Annotated in this window: 18 protein-coding genes, 2 tRNA genes, 1 pseudogene and 1 other annotated feature; of the genes and pseudogenes, 1 reads left to right on the top strand and 20 read right to left on the bottom strand. The window is 37.4% G+C overall.

Annotated features, from left to right (window positions below):
* Positions 1-148: 148 nt before the first annotated feature.
* The 15 genes from EPJ89_RS06070 to EPJ89_RS06140 all read right to left on the bottom strand — a co-directional run bounded on the left by EPJ89_RS06070 (position 149) and on the right by EPJ89_RS06140 (position 12565).
* Positions 149-547: a hypothetical protein gene (locus tag EPJ89_RS06070; RefSeq protein ID WP_161637456.1), complete on the bottom strand. Its 399-nt coding sequence runs from the start codon at positions 545-547 to the stop codon at positions 149-151.
* Between the two features lie 92 nt (positions 548-639).
* Entirely contained in the window at positions 640-2223 is a 1584-nt protein-coding gene (locus tag EPJ89_RS06075) for a hypothetical protein (protein WP_200549258.1), read from the bottom strand.
* Positions 2213-2911: an ATP-binding cassette domain-containing protein gene (locus EPJ89_RS06080; RefSeq protein ID WP_161637454.1), complete on the bottom strand. Its 699-nt coding sequence runs from the start codon at positions 2909-2911 to the stop codon at positions 2213-2215. Before EPJ89_RS06080 ends, EPJ89_RS06075 begins: the two co-directional genes overlap by 11 nt.
* 70 nt (positions 2912-2981) lie before the next feature.
* Positions 2982-3446 (bottom strand): hypothetical protein, encoded by a 465-nt coding sequence (locus EPJ89_RS06085; protein WP_200549259.1) that lies wholly within the window; start codon positions 3444-3446, stop codon positions 2982-2984.
* Positions 3446-4063 carry a cyclase family protein gene (locus EPJ89_RS06090; protein ID WP_161637452.1) on the bottom strand — a complete coding sequence of 206 codons (618 nt, stop codon included), beginning with the start codon at positions 4061-4063 and terminating at the stop codon, positions 3446-3448. The genes EPJ89_RS06085 and EPJ89_RS06090 overlap by 1 nt, the downstream gene beginning before the upstream one ends.
* 247 nt (positions 4064-4310) lie before the next feature.
* Positions 4311-4829, bottom strand: a complete 519-nt coding sequence (locus tag EPJ89_RS06095) for a tryptophan transporter (RefSeq protein ID WP_125164301.1) — start codon at positions 4827-4829, stop codon at positions 4311-4313.
* 91 nt (positions 4830-4920) lie between these two features.
* Positions 4921-5156, bottom strand: a binding site (T-box leader).
* A gap of 45 nt (positions 5157-5201) precedes the next feature.
* Positions 5202-6674, bottom strand: coding sequence for an ATP-binding cassette domain-containing protein (locus EPJ89_RS06100; RefSeq protein WP_200549260.1), 1473 nt, complete (start codon positions 6672-6674; stop codon positions 5202-5204).
* Positions 6675-6826: 152 nt separating this feature from the next.
* Complete coding sequence (gene murJ / locus EPJ89_RS06105; protein ID WP_200542739.1) at positions 6827-8353, bottom strand: murein biosynthesis integral membrane protein MurJ; 1527 nt, start codon at positions 8351-8353, stop codon at positions 6827-6829.
* A gap of 169 nt (positions 8354-8522) precedes the next feature.
* Positions 8523-8598: transfer RNA gene (locus EPJ89_RS06110), tRNA-Arg, on the bottom strand.
* Positions 8599-8607: 9 nt separating this feature from the next.
* Complete coding sequence (gene coaD, locus EPJ89_RS06115) at positions 8608-9090, bottom strand: pantetheine-phosphate adenylyltransferase (RefSeq protein WP_200549261.1); 483 nt, start codon at positions 9088-9090, stop codon at positions 8608-8610.
* Positions 9091-9463: 373 nt separating this feature from the next.
* Positions 9464-9886, bottom strand: coding sequence for a flavodoxin domain-containing protein (locus EPJ89_RS06120; protein WP_161637340.1), 423 nt, complete (start codon positions 9884-9886; stop codon positions 9464-9466).
* A 69-nt stretch (positions 9887-9955) separates the two neighbouring features.
* Positions 9956-10261, bottom strand: a complete 306-nt coding sequence (locus EPJ89_RS06125) for a PTS sugar transporter subunit IIB (protein WP_003775282.1) — start codon at positions 10259-10261, stop codon at positions 9956-9958.
* 75 nt (positions 10262-10336) lie between these two features.
* On the bottom strand, positions 10337-11866 hold the full coding sequence (locus EPJ89_RS06130; RefSeq protein ID WP_200549262.1) for a helicase HerA-like domain-containing protein: 1530 nt from the start codon (positions 11864-11866) through the stop codon (positions 10337-10339).
* Between the two features lie 80 nt (positions 11867-11946).
* Positions 11947-12255: a PTS lactose/cellobiose transporter subunit IIA gene (locus EPJ89_RS06135; protein ID WP_013853133.1), complete on the bottom strand. Its 309-nt coding sequence runs from the start codon at positions 12253-12255 to the stop codon at positions 11947-11949.
* 234 nt (positions 12256-12489) lie between these two features.
* A tRNA-Thr gene (locus EPJ89_RS06140) sits at positions 12490-12565 on the bottom strand.
* A gap of 40 nt (positions 12566-12605) precedes the next feature.
* Here EPJ89_RS06140 and EPJ89_RS06145 point away from each other — a divergent pair.
* Positions 12606-13112, top strand: a pseudogene (locus EPJ89_RS06145) (LURP-one-related/scramblase family protein); the annotation flags it as partial.
* A gap of 26 nt (positions 13113-13138) precedes the next feature.
* Here the strand turns inward: EPJ89_RS06145 and EPJ89_RS06150 are convergent.
* The 5 genes from EPJ89_RS06150 to EPJ89_RS06170 form a co-directional block, all read right to left on the bottom strand.
* Entirely contained in the window at positions 13139-13555 is a 417-nt protein-coding gene (locus tag EPJ89_RS06150) for a PPC domain-containing DNA-binding protein (RefSeq protein ID WP_125164294.1), read from the bottom strand.
* A 98-nt stretch (positions 13556-13653) separates the two neighbouring features.
* On the bottom strand, positions 13654-15150 hold the full coding sequence (locus tag EPJ89_RS06155; RefSeq protein ID WP_161637337.1) for an ATP-binding cassette domain-containing protein: 1497 nt from the start codon (positions 15148-15150) through the stop codon (positions 13654-13656).
* A gap of 115 nt (positions 15151-15265) precedes the next feature.
* Positions 15266-15748, bottom strand: coding sequence for a nucleoside 2-deoxyribosyltransferase (locus EPJ89_RS06160; RefSeq protein WP_200542736.1), 483 nt, complete (start codon positions 15746-15748; stop codon positions 15266-15268).
* 12 nt (positions 15749-15760) lie between these two features.
* Positions 15761-17449, bottom strand: coding sequence for a Na/Pi cotransporter family protein (locus EPJ89_RS06165; protein ID WP_161637336.1), 1689 nt, complete (start codon positions 17447-17449; stop codon positions 15761-15763).
* Positions 17450-17573: 124 nt separating this feature from the next.
* Complete coding sequence (locus EPJ89_RS06170) at positions 17574-19277, bottom strand: Na/Pi cotransporter family protein (protein WP_161637335.1); 1704 nt, start codon at positions 19275-19277, stop codon at positions 17574-17576.
* Between the last annotated feature and the right edge of the window lie 112 nt (positions 19278-19389).

Raw genomic sequence — 19389 nt, forward strand, 5'->3', positions numbered from 1 at the left:
CTTTCATTTTTTTATCTAATTGTTTATACTTCATATGGGAGCTCCTTTTAGTCGGGTGGGCTCCTTTTATTATACAAAAACAACCGCACCTTGGGTGGTGCGGTTGAGATTTGAATTTAGGAAAAACGAGGACATCTAAGCCTCGTTTTTATTGTCGTTGTTCCACTGCCTTTGCCATAATTCGATAGCCTTGATAAACCCCACCAAATCCACCAATGATTAAAAAATTAATCACACCTACGATATGAACAGAATTATGGTCTAAAGGCGATGAAAGCCATGCACCTAAATTATTAAACCCCACTCCAATACACATCGTCATCGCCAGCATGACCAAAATATGTTGTTGATCATCATTATGTGTATAGAGTGCATAGCAGTTCACAAAGGTTATCGCGAGATACATTGCTCCCAATTCACGCTGCCATCCAAAATCAAAACCCCAAATTGAATTTTCAATCATATAACTTGGGAAAATCAAATGAGACACCGCGGCGATAAAAAACACACCGGTCATGACCATTAAATACCCTTTTCTTCTTTTCATCAATCCAGCTCCCCTGCATTTTCTTAATTATAGAGAAGATATCCTCGGGGTTCAAGTCTCTTACTCGTTTATCGAAATTTGTCCGAATAAAACTATTTCCTGATTTTGAAGGTTTTCCCTGAAAACATTCGTACACAAAACACACCCAATACAAAATAGACGGTTGTAATAATAGACAGCCATATATTTAGATTCGGTACTGAACTTAGACGATTACCATTATAAGCAACCATCACCACAAGAATCTTCATGAGGTTGTAGAGTATTCCCTTCTCTTGCATCGATTCATTGTAAGGTTGCAACGTATAATACATCAGTAGATTATGAACACTGAAGAAGATGCTTAAAAGTATTAGGGTAAGTATAAACATCATGACTTCACCACGTACTGGTACAATGAATTGAACTGAAACCATAAAAACCACACCCAAGATGATTGGTAAAAGTGGAATCAAATTCAATGTTACAAGCGTTCCAAGCCGCCCAAGAAATTGTTTCCAAATAATTTCAGGACGACGATAGAAAGCGTAATTCAATAATTTCGAATCACAGTTTAGATAATAAGCACGGGTCATCGATTCGCCAATATTCAGCAAATAGACGACAAAAATATAAGGTCCTATCGATTTAAAAATCTCCGTAGAAAGTGTTTTCGAGACATCAATAAATTCATTAGGGAAAAGAATTCGCATTCCCCATAACACCACGATACTTAGGAGCATTGCCGCCAAAATAATTACAAATCGGAAACGCAAGGGTTTAAACCATAGGCGCCGGTGACGTTCAAGAAAAAGTCGATTCAAAAGACTGTATCCTTCTTGATGATTCAAAACACGATTCGATCGTTCAAGATTGTAGTCATCATCAATGCGTAACGTTTCCTGTGTTGTTTTAAGATTTATCTCTGCAAGGCTTTCATCGGGACGTGTACGTTGAAGCATCGTGAGTCCATATGCTTCATGTATATCCGATGCATTAAATGGATTGCGAATTATAAATCCAATTGCACCGACGACAGTGATGCATGTCACAATCACGAACAAATGATCCGATAAGAGGTTCAATAAATATAGACCACCTACACTCAAAATAAGCACCAGCATAAATCCTACTTTATAACTTCCTTTAATCTTCTCGTGGTATCGATCGAAATAGGTTAAATCAATGCCTTCCGCGATAATTTTGGACGCCATCACAAACAGCCCCATCATCAATGCAATCCAAAAACTTTGGTTATACATTAAAACGGTAGACATCATCACGATTGCGTAAAGCATCCGTTCAATGAAGTCATTTCGCATACGAAACATGTAGTAAGATTGATAATCCACTTTGAAGGAACGTATTAAGGTCCACTTCTCTTTAGAGTCATCCGTCGATATGGTGTTGATACAGCACCCAAGCAACACCAAGAGCAACCAAATATACGCAATCGGAACGGATGGAAATATTTTCGCAATCAGACCAAAAACAATAAATAGATAAACAAATTGATTCACGACGATTCGTATAAAATGAAAAACCGATACAACGCGCCCCAGTTTCTTTTTTTGATCCGTTTTTTCATAAATATTGGCATAGATGACTTTTCGTAGTGGTTTAATCGAACGAAGGTAGTAAATAAATTGATTCGTTCGATTTACCCTTGTAATATCCTTTAAAACATTATGATTCATGATTATCACTTAAGATATGAATGATATCTTCCTCAAACGAAGGATCATGCAATCGCCCAAAATCTAAGATGGATGCTTCACCGTGATGTAAGATAATCACCTCATCACAAATATCCTTAGCGATCTGCATCATATGGGTTGATAAAACCATAATACAGTCTTCTTTAAGCGCTACGAGTTGACGTTTCATTTCAATGGATGCAACCACATCAAATGAAGTTAATGGTTCATCAAGAAAGAGAACTTTTGGCTTCAACATCATAATGCAGAGCATCTGCAGCTTATTACGCATTCCATGTGAATAGTCTTTGATAAGTTTATAACGGTCATCTTGATTGAATTGTATTGTATCAAAATAAGAATGAACATCTTCACGTTTAAATCCTTGATCCTTATGAATATCAATAAAAAATGTCAGAAATTCAAGTCCTGTCAAAAACTCAGGCAACATCGGATTTGTATAAACAAACCCGACATCTTGTTGGGTTAAGGGTGATCCATCCTCAAAACAAACCGTCCCTTGGTCATAGGGAATTTCTTGACTAATACAGTTAAAAAATGTTGTTTTCCCTGCTCCATTGCGCCCCAATAACGCATAAATCTTTCCCTTTTCAAGCGTTAAATTAATGTCCTTCAAAACTACTTGTTGATCAAACGATTTTGAAAGATTATTAATCTCTAATTTCATAGTTCCACCTCTGTATCGTTATACCGATACAATACCACAACGCATTTATCGAAGCAATAAAAAATGCACGTTAATACGTGCATTTAAAACTTTGTTGTGTGCGATAAGTCTTTAACGATTCAAAAGTTAGAACGGACTGATTAAATGTTGTGGAAACAAGATGCAATTCATCCGAACTCATCATATCAAAAACATAACGATGAGAAATTAAAAACGTTCCTTGATTAAAATCTTGGTCTGTACTTAACATGGTAAACCGCAACGATTCTTGATTTAAAATTTCCTTGAACATCACGATTTCCTTTTGGGGTAATTGCGTTAAAAACCAGTCATCGATATTTTCCTTTAAATCACTGATTTGAAAAGTATGGAGACGCTCAATTGTATAATTATCCGAGATTGTATCACGATACGTTTCATGGATTAGACTTCCATCGACAACATAGTCTTTTTCGCAGACGAAGTTTTGATGTGTTTGACAGCCTGTAAGTCCAAAAAGCATCACAATACACACATACGTTACGTTACGCCTCATTATTTTAAAACAGCATAAGCACGAACAGGACTTGCTTCTGCTTCGATTTTGAGCGGCACTGCCGAAATAATAAAATCTTTATGATAGCGTAATGAATCTAAGTTGTTGAGATTCTCCAAGATCATAATATCCGCATCCATAAGAATATTATGGACATAATAAGGTTCCAAATCAGGTGATGGAATATCCATCCCTACCATCTTAATTTGTTTTTCCACAAGAAACATTGCAAGTTCCTCAGTAAAGACTGGATGATCTTCGAAATACGCTTTCTCACCACGGCGCTCATCAAATCCAGTATAAAATACGACGACATCCCCTTGATTCACCAAGAGCTCGTAATCCGGTTTATAACCAATTTCTTTTTGATTGCGAACATCAATCATAACGCCACGACCAATAAACCGGTCAATGGGGAAATTACTGATAAATCGCTCATCACTTGATAAGTGCATGGGAACTTCCACATGAGTTCCTGTGTGCAAGGATGCCGTCACCGAATAGTTTGTGTAGCCGTCATCTTCAAAACATGCATCCAAGTCAAATTTTGTTTTCGTATCGCCTGGGAAGACCCCAGTTGCTTCATTAAATGTTTGTGTTAAATCGATCAGTTTCATATATTTTATCCCTCGTTCCTATTATAACGAAAAACTATGTGAATGCTAGTGTGAAATTATCGGATTTATACACATAATCAAAGCGCACTATCAACGTATAAGACTTTTTAATCTCAAAACACACACTGATACAATCGTGTTCCATGGACGTATACCCACTCTAATCTTCTTAATCAAACTTATCTTTAAAAACACAGAAAATAATCTGATCCAAAACATTATTTTTTGATACGAAACCATCTCATATTTAATAATGAAGATTAGGCTCTTTTTTCGGTTGAATGCGTTCCATCACCTTTGAAATTAGCAAAACAAGGATGCTATTTACAACCATCGCCGGAAGAATGATACCCAATAGGAAAAATTGTAGCGGGAGGGAAATCCCACCCAGAACTTGAACGATGCTTAAAAAAATCAAGCCGGATATACAAGTTCCAAGACACGTAATCAAACACGACGAAACCTTTAAATCCAATTTTCTAACTAAGAATTGGTATCCATAGAAGACAAGTGGACCGGTAATGAGTTTATCGATGACATTAGCAACTTCCCCACCAGGCATTGCCGTGGTCATGGCAGTCAAAAAGCCACAAACTATGCTTACAACGATAACCTCTCGAAACGATTGCAGTCCAAAAAGCGCAAAGAAAAACATCGCAAGCATAAAATCGGGTTTCATAAAACCTACGGTACCCGGGACCGTGATATGTAATACAAGACCCAGTGTTAAAAACAAGGTCGAAAGGGTTAAATTTTTGATTTTCATATGTTTCGCTCCTTTATCAAAATGATTCAACAAACACCAATCACTTCATACCACGGTCATCACCTCCCTAAGAACAAAAAAAACTTCACCCATACAGGGCGAAGTCTTCGCGGTACCACCTGAAACTCTACGTAATCTACGTAGCTCAATAGGAATACTATCATATTCCTGCCCATTTAACGGGGGCAACCGTCGTAAACTACTTACCGAAGTGTTCATTCCGCCTTTCATGAGCCCATTCACCTTCGAGGTAAGATCTGTTCACACCAACCACAGACTCTCTGAACTTACTTCTTGAAAGCTACTCCTCTCAATCATAAAGTTTGTTATTAATGCAATAATAGCACGAATATCCTTGCTGTCAAGCATTTCTTAACGTTTCGTAAAACCATTGGGTGTCATTTCTAAAACATCTTTAAATACATGTTGGATAAGTTGGCGGTCATGCGTAATACACCAAATCGCACCGTGATAATCCGCTAACATCTCATAGATCACCTTTAATGAAAATGGACTTAAATTACGCGTCGGTTCATCCAATAACAACACATCCGGTTTTGTCCGTAATATCTTTAACAGCGATAATTTTGCCTTTTGTCCACCGGATAAATGGATAATCGGAAGTTCCATCTCATCAGAAGTAAAGTTAAGTCTGCCAAGTTCAATTCGAACTTCCATTTCCGCTTCCCCAAGCCGCATACAATTTTCAATTGCATTTTTTCTCACATCAAGATTTTGATGATAATCCTGATGCATCACACCTACATTCCCTTCAAGACCCTGAATCATCCGATGAAAAAGAGTCGTTTTACCACTACCATTTAAACCTACAAGTGCAACTTTTTCACCTGCATGTAAACGGTAGTAATAGTTTCGACCTCGGACACCCCAATCGGTCTCTAAAAATGGAATATCAATGGATAAAACAACATTCGAATGGACTGGTTTTTGTTTGCCGAATTCCATTCTAATTGCTTCTTCTTGATCTTGGTGTTCCAAGGTCACTTGTTTAGAACGTCGCTTCTTTTGTGCTTTTAAATTTTTCATTTTCTTTTGAAGACCAGGGTCTGCCCGGTTCACATTTCGAAGTTGATGACCCACTTTTTGATACTGCTTTTGCCATGTTGCCTCTTGTTTCGCTTCAAATCGTTTCTGAAAACGAACTTGTTGATTATGGTGCGCTCTGGCTCGTTCACGATTTTCAATATATGCATCATAGGATCCTTCAAACAGTGTTAATTTTGAAATTGATTTACGATGTAATTGTTCAAAGTGTAGAATGCGATTTGCACCGTGTTTTAACGTATTAAGATCGTGTGATACAAAGATAACGGGTTTGGTTTGCATTTCCATCCAGTGTTCAAACCAGATTAAGCCTTCTATATCTAAATTATTGGTGGGCTCATCCAAAACATAACAGTCAACATCTTGCATCTGAAGCTTTAGTAATTGAATACGAACACATTCACCACCACTTAATGAGTCCATGGTGCGATTATAGTCATTTTCATCCAATGTTGGTACCATCGTTAAAAACAAGGGGACAAACTCCCCAAAACGATCCCAAGCACTCCCTAACACAAATTCCAAGAGCGTTAGAGCGCGCTCCTGCGGTTCCAACTCCTGACCTAGATATCCAAAAACGATGGATTCTGGATGCAAGGAACGGTGGATTCTTAGTTTTTGAATTTCGGGACGATTGACAAGTGATTTAAGAAATACACTTTTACCATTTCCCTCTTCTCCAATCACGCCCACACGATCCCCTTTATTTACGGACATAGAAAAAGACGTGATAAGATCACGTCCTTGTTCTGTCTTAACATCAAGACTTATGTTAAACATAGAAAAAACGCCTCCTTTTTAGTTATTATGTTTTAAGTCGAGGCGCATTTCCCATAAGTCTCACCGGATAGCAATCTGCTACCTTTCTAGTTATTTATAATATAACATGGCTTTTTATCCCTTACAAGTAAAAAAGTTCTCAAATGAGAACTTTAATGTTTAAGTTTACTGATAAATTTTGCTTTCACACTATCGATTGCTTGATCAAATTCCTCGATTCGCATTAATTTAACCGCAACAAAGTAGACAACGATTCCCAGTAAAACTACAAGAACAAGACCCGTTACCAAACTCAATTTCGCACTGATAAATGGATAGGCAAAGAATACCGCAGCCGCCATGATTGATCCTGACACGATCAGTTTAAGAACGGTTTTAAAAATATATTGATTGTTGAAATCTCCGATCATTTTATACAAGAAATAATAGATTAGGATAAAATAAACCAGTTTTGAGATACTTGTACCAAGGGTCAGACCCGGTAATCCCATAAACTGAACAAAGAATAAGCTCGCGACGATGTTTGCGCCAACAGAAATTGCACCGTATACAACCGGACGACGGGTATCCCCTAATGAGTAAAAGACACGGAGTAAAATCATTGCATTCGCATTAACAATAAGACCCAAACACGAGGCAATTAACACATTCGACGTTAAAACAACCGCTTCCGGTGTAAAAGCCCCACGACCAAAGAACAACTGAACCAGAGGTTGTGATAACACCATCATCCCCAATGTGGCTGGAACAACAATCATATTGACCGCTATCAGCGTATTGGAAATTGATTTTTTAAGTCCATCATGATCACCATTGGCAGCAAACTTCGCCATAGCCGGAAATAAAACTGTAATGATCGAACTCACAAAGAGACCGATAATTGAATCACTAATTTTATTTGAATAATTTACAATTGAAATCCCACCTTCAATAACCCCTGAAGCAATTGTCTTATCAAAAATAGCGTTAACTTGATCAATCGACGAACCAATAATTACAGGAACTGCCATAACAAGCATAATTTTAATGTGTTCATCGCGAACTTTTAATTTGAATTGATGTTTATAACCCGAGCGTTTCGCAATCAAATAGATAAAGAGTGATTGGCTGGCAATCGCAAGGGTTACCCCATAGGCTAGAAGGTATATAGAATTTCCTTTTGATAAAATAATACTTATAACAATTACGATATTCATAATTACATAGCTTATACCATGAGCTGCAAAGCGTTCCTTAATTTGTAAGTAGCCTTGTAATACAGCGAGAATGGTTTGGAAAAACACAGCAAGTAATGTAATTCTTGTAAAGGAAACTGCCAAAGCCATCGTTTCTGCGTTAAATCCAGAAGCAAATAGACGTACAAGCGGCTCAGTAAAGATTTCCGCTAAAAGAATAACACCCACGAAAACTACAAGTAAGATATTAATGATATTACTTGTAAATCCTTCAGCTTTGTCACTTCCCTCACGCTTATGAATCTTACTAAAAATCGGGATAAATGACGTCGTAATCCCTGTTGCAATAAAACTAAATAATGAATTAGGAATGGACGATGCGATGATGTATGCATCAGTAATCGCCGTCGCACCAAAATACTTGGCCAGTAACAATTCTCTAAAAATTCCAAAGAATTTATTAAATACCATCAGCAATATTAAAACTATTGCGTTCTTTTTCATAAAATGTATTCCTCTCTTATACTCATAGAATGAGACCTTTGACTTTTGTTTTTATTTTTTATATGTGCACTTGTTATTATATCATAGATTTCTATAAAACTAATGTGCTCACGAAACGAGCCAATATCAATAAAAAAACTCTTGATACAACTTCAAGAGTAAAAATATTTGGTGCGACTTACAAGAATCGAACTTGTGACACAGCGCTTAGGAGGCACTTGCTCTATCCACTGAGCTAAAGCCGCGTTATAGACCTAAACCACAACATCATATTTTTGATACAGTCGCACTGCAACACTTTGAGGAACAAATCCAGTAAGGTCACCTCCGTAACGAGCAATCTCACGCGCTACACTGGAAGAAATGTATGAATACTTGGGTGATGCGACCAAAAAAAGCGTCTCAATGGATTCATTTAGAACGCGATTGGAAGTCGCTAACTGCAATTCATTTTCATAATCCATAACTGCGCGAATCCCTCTGACAAGAATTGGGCATAATTGCTTTTCCGCAAAATCAATGGTGAGACCTTCGCCAATAACAACCTCAACATTGGACAGATGAGATAAACAGTCACAAGCCATTTCTAAACGTTCTGACATTGTAAACGTTCCTGATTTCTTTTCATTAACCATAATTGCCACAACTACATGATCAAACATATTTGCACAACGTTCGATTAAATCAATGTGACCTGTTGTGATTGGATCAAAAGATCCTGGATACATTACTTTCATAGACTTACCTCACTTGAACTTATTATAACGTATTTGTGTTTTTTAAAAAAGTCATAATTTGATGTACTTATGACTTTTATGATTTAAAAAGAATGGTTTAAGCGAATCGGTCGTTTTAATGTTAATAGTTGTGATGAATTACAAAAAAACACACATCTGGGAGTGATGTGTGTTTTTTAAGATCCATCGTCAGTATTATTGGAGGAATACTTAATTTATATAATTTTGAGGAAATAGATTATCTATGAGCGATGGTCTAAAGGACAAGTTTTTTTAGATAGATGAACTATCTATAAACTAATTATACCGACACAATGAAAAATGTCAACACTTTTTACAAAGAATATGTAAATTATACATTCATTGAAACAATTTACATTGTGAGAAGTGTTTTCGTTTCCTCATATGCTTCTTTTAATTGGGCTTCGGTCGGTTCCCATTGATATGCAAATTTTCGTTCCACAATTCCACCCGCATCAACAATCTCACGTTCCCAATTTTCGATCCAAACACCTTCGCCCCAATCATAAGAACCAAACAACACCACACGTTTCCCTGACAGCATGGGAAGCAAATCATCAAAGAACGGTCTAAACTCATACTCCTCAACATTCTCATCATTCATTGCTGGTGATCCTAGAAATAGGATATCTGCATCAATAACAGCATCCGCTGTTACGTCTGTCACAAAATCATTACTCCCATTAATTCCCAAATCTTCCACCGCTTCATAAATTGAATCCGCAATCATTTGCGTATTTCCTGAAGCTGAATAATACACGATATTTATTTTCATAACAACCTCCATCGTAATTACTTTCTATTATAAAATAAAAAATGTTAGTTTTCACTAACATTTTTAGATTTAAGCATCTCCAAGTACTTTTTTAACTTCCGCAATCACGGCTTCACCATTCATTGTACCGTATGCACGCATATCGATTACTTCAATTGGTTTTTCTGGTAATTGTTTTTGAACTGTACTTAAATTGAATCGAACTTGGGGTCCTAATAGGATGATGTCTGCATCAGCACCAACGCGTGCGGCTTCACTTACAGCGTGAGCTGATATTTCTACATCATATCCTTGTGCAGCAGCGGCTTCTTGCATCTTTGTAACAAGGATACTTGTTGACATACCTGCTGAACATAATAAAATAATTTTTCTCATAATATCCTCCTCGATATGAAACTATTATAACAACAAAGGCAAATAGTGTCTATAAGAAAGCGTTAACATTTCCAATCATTTCTTTCCAGTAAGAATTCCCATAATATTTCTTGTAATCGCTTTACCGAGTTCATTCCCAATGGTACTCATCGTTCGGTTCATGCCTTTTTCAATCGGTGTTTGACGATGACGTGTTGTTGTCTTCTTTCGATTTTGTAATTTTTCTTTTTCTTTTTCTAATTTTTGCATTTCTTTTTCAAGAGCGAGACGTTCTTTTTCAAGTTCTAAATTCATTTTATCTTGTTCCTCTTCAATTCCTGCTTGTGTCATTTTTTCAGCTAACGATTCATAGGCCGAAAAGCGATCAATAGATTCTATATATTTTTGATTAAAACTACTGCTTTGAATCATCGATGTACGTAAGCTTGCATCAATTTCAGCCATAAGACTTTGTGGAGGCAAGACAAAAGCACGTTCCGCAATTTGTGGCGTCCCCTTCTCATCGAGTGTTGAGATAATAGCTTCACCTGTACCCAACTCCATTATTGCAGTTTCAGTATTAAAATTTGGATTCGCTCTAAAACTTTGAGCTGCTGCTCGTACTTGTTTTTGTTCGCCAGGGGTATAGGCACGAAGGGCATGTTGGATACGATTTCCCAATTGACTTAAAACACGGTCGGGGATATCCGATGGGCTTTGAGAAATAAAATAAACGCCCACACCTTTTGATCGAATCAACTTAACAACAAGTTCAATACGGTCCACCAATGCTTTAGGTACATCTTTGAAGAGTAGATGGGCTTCGTCAAAGAAGAAAACCATCTTCGGTTTTTCGACATCACCCACTTCAGGTAAGGTTTCAAAGAGTTCCGATAACATCCAAAGTAAAAACGTCGCATACAGTGTTGGTTGGCGGAACAGTTCCACACTATGAAGAATATTAACCATACCTCGGCCATTCGAATCTGTACAAATCCAATCTTGAATATCTAAAGCTGGTTCACCAAAAAAGATGTCTGCACCTTGTTCCTCTAAAAACACAACCTTGCGAACAACCGCACCAATGGTTTGTGTAGACATCAATCCATATTCGGCAGTGAGCTCTTTATTGTTTTGATAAACATAATCTAACATGGCTTTGAGATCTTTAATATCAAGCAGTAACAGCCCTTGAGCATCCGCAATTTTGAAAACTAACGAGAGTACACTTGCCTGTGTTTCATTAAGATCCATAAGTTTTGAGAGCATAATGGGGCCCATTTCTGAAATAGTAGTACGAACTGGAATACCACCCTTACCGTAAATATCCCAAAACGTTACCGGGAACCCTTTGTACTCAAAACCGTCCACGCCAAATTTTTCAACACGGCTGGAAACATTTGGATTTTCAATCCCTGCGGAAGCAAGACCGGACACATCACCTTTAATATCCGCTAAAAACGTAGGAACACCTAAATCACTTAATGCTTCCGTTAAAACTTTCAATGTAACCGTCTTTCCGGTACCCGTAGCACCAGTAATAAGTCCATGACGATTTAACATCTGCGGTAAAATATACACTGGGGTTTCGCCCTGTGCAATCCATATTTTATTTTCTTTTAACATGATGATCTCCTCATTTTATGTTTCTATCTAACTAATTGCATTGTACCATGTGCTAAATAATAAAAAAAGAGCCACAGCTCTTATTGAATTTTCTTGTGAATGTCAATAAGCTCTGTAGCCATAATTTTTAATACTTCTGCGCTCATCATTTGGTCTTCTGCGTGAATCAACAATAAATTGACTTGAGTAGCACCATTTTGAGCTTCTTGTTGAATTAATTGTGCATGAACACGATGTCCCTCAACAAATTGTTCTTCACCTTCAGCCATAAGCTGTTCTGCACGTTCGAAGTCGCCCTCTTTCGCTGCCTGAATTGCTTCCACAAAACATGAACGAGCCGAACCGTTAAATGAAATCATTTGAAAACTAAGTAATTCTAAACCTTCCATGATATTCTCCTTTATGTACAGTGTCATTATATCAAATTCATTTTCAAAATGGTAGCCTAATGTATTGAAATAATATTTCATAGATTTCCTTTAAATAAAGGACATAAACCCCTTACACTCAAATGCTTATATGAAATGTTTTTTCTATATATTTCAAAACACATCCATCGACGACATGAATTGATTGTGATAAACTGAGACTGTAAAAAAAAACACCATCTGGTGTAAATGTTATGGTGCCGGCTAGAGGACTTGAACCCCCAACCTACTGATTACGATTCAGTTGCTCTACCAATTGAGCTAAGCCGGCGTGATTAAATTGTACATCTCATTGACTTTCAAATCAAGACCTAAGGAGAAAAAATATGAAATTATATATAAAACAACACGTCTTCTCAATTCGTGATCGCTTTGAGGTCAAGGACGAAAACGGAACTACCGTATACACAGTCAAAGGCTCAGTCTTAACCATCGGTCGAAAATTTACAATTCAAGATGCAACACAAAAATCAGTTGCAACCGTAAAACAAAGACCATTTCGATTTTTATCTGAATATACCCTGATCACCCCTGATCACAAGATTAACTTAAAAAAGAACTTCACATTTTTAAAAATGAAATTTTCACTTAAACACCTTGATTGGAAACTAAGTGGTGATTATCTTGATCACCATTATAAAGTTACGTCCCGCGATAATACCATCATGACGATTTCAAAAAAATGGCTGCGTTGGGGTGATAGTTATGAACTTGATATTAATGACGATCGCAATGCATTAATATGTCTTTGTATCGCCATTGCCATCGACGCAGAACTTGCGAAATCTAAACAAACTGTTAATAATTCAAATACATAAAAAGAACGGAGGCCTCCGTTCTTTTTTTAACGCTCTTTACATACACTACCGGTAACTTCGATTTCAAGCTCCTTAAATCCAGATAATTCACCTTTAGTTCGTGTTAATTGATGATGTTCCAGCTCAATAATAACAATCTCTGCCGTTGACTTTACCGTACATCCCAGCGCTACGTGACCACCCATTACTTTAAATTCCAAATCGCTGATGGAAGCGTGAATATGGTGTCCTCCTTGAGAAACGGTTCCCACACACGAAACAATTTCATATGGCCCTTTGAGTTGTATCTCTTTTTTATTATGTCCTTTTCGAAACACTACACTGGATAAACTGCCAACACAGGTTCCAATATAGCCTGATGTAATTTGAAATTTCTTACAGTAAGCATCAATTCCTTGCAATAAATCATCACCCGGCATTAAACGAATTACGTGTTCTTTCATAGTTCCACCATCCTTATCTTTTATTCTACTCGTTTTCACGCAAAGTCTCAAATTGATTCGAAAACAATTTTCTTCACAAAAAATTCACCCGGGAAATATTAAGATATTTTCTTAAGCCCAGATGCATCAAATGAATAAACATCATCCATCACTTCTTGAATCAGTGCACGATCATGCGTTACAGAAATAATCGCCCCTTGATAGTTATTAAGTAAGTGATAGATCACACCAACACTGAGTGGACTCAAGTTTCGTGTTGGCTCATCGAGAATGATTATTTTCGGATTCTTAAGAACTAATTTCAGCAGTGATACCTTAGCTTTTTGACCACCCGATAGCCGTTCCATCGGCGTGTTCATCTCATCCTCTGTAAATTTCAAACTCCCTAGATGATTTGTGATCAGACCACGTTCATCGCGGGACCCTTCAAGAACACAGTTTTCAATCGGTGACAAATCATAATCCAAGTTAAGATCGTAGGACTGATGCATTACACCGACATCTTCAGCATCAATTTCTTTTATTATTTCATGCAGTAACGTTGTCTTCCCTACACCATTGGACCCAACAATGGCAATGCGATCACGGCTATACACCACAAGATCGAGATCACAAGCCAGAATACGTCCTTCTCGCACCAATTCATCAAGATGAAAATCTAAGATCTTTTTTTGATGGATTTTCGCTTGTTCCTCAAACGATAGCTTGATCGCACCTTCAAAATCGCGTTTTTCCGGCACGACTTCCCGCTCAAAACGTCGCTCCATCGATTTTATCGTATGCATTTTTTTCTTCAAAAGACGTCCTTTTGCTGGATCTTGACGGGTTTGTGTCCGTTGACGATGCTCTACTTTTTGGTATAACTGATGCCATCGCGCTTCTTGTTTTTGTTTTTCTTTTTGACGCAACTTAACATCATGATTATGTTTTTGAATCTGACTGAGAAAGGCATCACAATATCCTTGATAATCACCTTCATAGACTGTAACATGTGAGCGTGTTTTACGATGTGTTTGTTCAAGATGAACAATACGATTCGCACACGTTTGCAAGAACATGACGTCATGCGATACAAAGATAATGGGTTTGGTTTGCGCAAGCATCCACCCTTCAAGCCACATTAACGTTTCTAAATCTAAGTCATTGCTGGGCTCATCCAGAAGATAACAGTCACATGGATGCACCATCAACTGTAATAACTGCAAGCGCACGCGCTCCCCACCACTGTATGAGTGCATGGGACGATTTAAATCCTCCATTTCAAAATGAGGTAAGACTTCCTTCATTTTCCGAGACACATCACCATATCGATTCCATTGTTCTTTAATGATATACGAAAGCGCATCCTGTTCAAGCAACGTTCGAGGCATTTCTTGACTCAGATAGCCAAATACCACATGACGACTGTTTAGCGTTCTTGAAACATGAAGCTCATCTAAAGAATTATCTTGGACGAGTGCCTTAAGGGTTAGACTTTTTCCATTCCCTTCCTCACCAATTAATGCGACGCGATCATTTTGATTTAAAGACATAGAAAAAGGCGCGATAAGCTCGCGCCCTGCTTCCGTCTTAATATTAAGACTAAAATTAAACATGACAAAACTTCCTCCTATTTTATTATTAATGATTTAGAAAGAAATTCTGTCCATGTTCCCACCGCCTTGTTATTGATACTATACCCAAAAACAAAGGTGGTGTCAAACAGGTCAATTATTGACCTAATATTTCACCAATAAGTTCAATAAGTGTTTGTTCATCCGTTACGACTGTTCCCTTAAGTTTGATAAGACCCACAGTGTACAAATTCACATAAGAAAATTGTGATTCCGCAACTTCACGCAAAGCATTGATTTTTTCTGCGTTGTCAGCCCCTTGTTGACGACTATCCGTATAGAGTCCGATCATCGGAATATTTGCTTGATAAGCAACACCCACCTCTGATGCGACACCGGCATCAATGGTTTGCCCATCCAACACCGCAACAATAAGATCTGATTTCAAAAGTGCCTCCGTGTCTGCCTGTGCAATCATCATGGAATTCGCATAACTATTCTTATCGTTAATTTCCATCTGTTCCTGAGGAAGGTAGACCTCCACATTTGGGTAAACCGATCGAATTTGCGCAACAACTTCCGCATTATAACGAAACTCCATATGCGTAAACAATGGACTTGCAAAATAAATTTTCTTCATAATATCCCCCTTTTAGTGTTCGTCAGAAGTATGCAACTTCACAGCCGAGAACATATTCCGTGCAATATTAACGCCATGATCTCCAATACGTTCAAGAATACCTAAGATATCAATATAGATTGAGCTCGTAACCTTTGCATCGCAGATTCCTTCTGCCATGCGTTGAAAGTGCTTCTCGCGGTATTTCTCTTCAATAAGATCCATATACTCTTCATCACGACATAGAGATTCAAATCCTGATAAATCCTCACGTTCAAATATTTTCGTTGAACGCTTCAACATATCCATAAGCAGTTGGTACATAGTATCCAAATCACGAAGCGCGTCTTCTGAAAACGACTCACGATTCTCAAAACTCATTTTATAAAATTCCACTAGATTTGTCGAGAGGTCACTCATGCGTTCATAATTCTTTATTATTTCTAAGTTTTTGGTGTATTCTTCGGTAATATGTCCGGAAACATCCGTTTGCTTCGCAATTTCGAGTAAATATTTAGTAAGATCTGTATCTAAACCATTCACCATTTCCTCAAGTTGCATCACAACATCATAATCTTCCATATCTCGCGAATGCAAGAACTGATTCGATGTTTCGACTGATTCTAGAACTAAATCTGCCATTTTCACCGTCGTTTTACGTGCTAATTGAAGCGCTCCTTCTGGAAAGGTTCCAATCAAACCGTAATCAAGAGGTTTAATCTTTTCACGTTCTTTGATTTTATCTTCACCAGGAATTAAAAATTCCATCAAACGAATAAACGCTGGTACAAAAGGTATGATCACAATCGCGAAAATTAGATTAAAAAAGAAATGGTTCAGTCCCACCGCAAAAGCGGGTGAGCCACCAATTAATTCATTAACACTTACAATAAAGGCAGCGTAAGGCTCTATGAATATCATAACAATAATTGCCCCTGTAAAGTTAAAAATTACATGAAACCATCCGGCACGTCGCGTTGACACGGACCCACCAATGGATGCAAGCACTGCCGTAAGTGTCGTTCCAATATTCGAACCAAATACAAAGGCAGAAGCCGCAACCATCGACATACCGCCGTTCGCATAAATCTTTTGAACAAGTGCGATGACTGCCATAGAAGAATTAATAATTGCCGTCGCTATGGTACCTGCAAAAAGAGCAAGCCAAGGACTTTGTGACATTTTAAGCATAAATGCTTCAAAGAATGGATACTCTTGAATGAGGATTAACTTATCACTCATCAGTTTTAAACCAACAAAAGTAATTCCAAAGCCAAATAAAATCTGACCGATATTTTTATATTTTTTGCGTTTTGAAAATGCAATAATCATCGCACCTACAAATAAAAAATAAAAACCCAATTCATCAACATTTAAACCAATCATTAACGCGGTTACCGTTGTTCCTACGTTCGCTCCAATTGAAATACCAATCGCTTGATCCAAACGCATTAACCCTGCGCGTACTAAACTAATTGAGATAACCGTTGCGGCAGTACTTGATTGCATGATTGCAGTAATTGCAACACCAACTAAAATCGCCATCACGGTATTACTCGTGTATTTTTCAATATAATCTCGTATTTTAGGCCCTGCGGCTTCCTTTAATCCTTCTCCAAGAAATTTAATTCCAAGAATAAAAAGGCCGAATCCACCTAGAATGACATTAATACCCAAATCCGAAAACGATGGATTTTGAGTTGCCAAGAATAAACTATTCATTCTTTCCTCCATAAAAAAAATTTAGACCATCACCATAATATCACAATATCAATCAAGCATGGTATATATTTCTTTAAAAGAGTTAAAAGAAAAAAACTGAAACTTATGCGTTTCAGTTTTCGGTTTAATTATTTGATTTTAAAATAACATCTTCACGATTGGCATGCACACCAACTGCGGAATGCACATAACGTGAAACATTAACGCCATGATCGCCAATACGTTCTAAAATACCGAGAACGTCAATGAAGATAGAACTTGCAACCTTTTCATCACAAATCCCTTCCGCCATGCGTTGGAAGTGTTTCTCACGATATTTATCTTCAATCAAGTCTAGATACTCCTCATCGCGAATTAAAGCATCAAAACGCGTTAAATCCTCAGTATCAAAGATTTTGAGTGAACGACGCATCATATCCATAAGAAGTTTATACATTGTATCTAAATCATGCAAAGCATCTTCAGAAAAATTCTCACGATTTTCAAAAACCATACGATAAAACTCAACGAGATTGGTTGATAAATCACTCATACGTTCATAATTTTTAATAACTTCTAAATACTTTGTATACGTATCCGCGATATGTGAATCAGAATTACTATGTTTCATAATTTCAAGGAGGTACTCCGTCAATTCCGTATCCAACTGGTTCACCATACCTTCAAGTTGCATGACAATCTCATAATCCTCGTCATCCTTAGAATGTAAGTAACCATGAGATGCATCCACGGCTTCCAGAACCAAGTCACCCATTTTGGTGGTGCGTGCTTTTGCCAGTTGAAGCGCGCCTTCTGGATAAGTATGAATAATATCACGATCAAGAGGTTTCAGTTTTTCACGACTTCTAATTTTATCTTCACCAGGAATTAAAATCTTAAGAAGACGTATAAAGGCTGGAACAAACGGAATTACCAGAATTGCAAAGAACAGGTTAAATACAAAATGCGCAATTCCCACGGCCATAGCATCTGTACCACCCATTAAGGCATTAATTTTTAAAATAAATTGTGAATAAGGTGTTACAAATAACATCATCAAGACTGCCCCAATAACGTTAAACATTGTATGGAACAAACCAGCACGACGTGTTGCAATGGAACCACCCATTGACGCAAACAATGCTGTCACCGTCGTACCAATATTTGAACCAAATACAAACGCCGTCGCAGCAACCATGGACATACCACCGTTACCATAAATCTTTTGAACAACCGCAATTGTTGCGGAAGATGAATTAATAATTCCAGTTAACACCGTACCACCTAACATCGCAAACCAAGGATGATCAGAGAGTTGCACCATTAACGCTTCAAAAAATGGCATTTGTTGTATAAGCATGAGCTTTTCACTCATAATCTGTAACCCAACGAATGTTAAACCAAATGCAAGAACAACTTGTCCATAGTTTTTAATATCACGACGTGACGCAAAGAGCACCATCATTGCCCCAATAAATAAGAAGAAATAACCCATTTCATCAATATTTAATCCAACGATAATCGCCGTTACAGTCGTACCAATATTTGCGCCTAAAGAAATTCCGATTGCTTGATCTAAGCGCATTAAGCCCGCGCGAACAAGCGAAATGGAAATAACCGTAGCCGCAGAACTCGATTGCATAATTCCTGTAATCAAAGCCCCTACTAAAATTGCAGAAAAAAGATTGCTCGTATATTTATCAATATAATCCCGCATGCGGTTTCCCGCTACTTTTTTAAAACCATCTCCCAATAAATTAATTCCCAACATGAATAAACCGAACCCACCTAAAATTACGTGAATTCCCAAATCCATAATAGACTGTGATTGTGCAGCCAATAATTGCATAGTATGCCTCCATTTATAAAATTCGACCATTCTCATGATACCACGTGAAAAAACGGTGAATATGAAATTAAATTAACATTTCTCAAATAAAGCATGTAAATCGAAAAAAAAA

It is taken from the genome of Erysipelothrix sp. strain 2 (EsS2-6-Brazil) (assembly GCF_016617625.1).
GTDB classification, from domain to species: Bacteria; Bacillota_I; Bacilli_A; order Erysipelotrichales; family Erysipelotrichaceae; genus Erysipelothrix; species Erysipelothrix piscisicarius.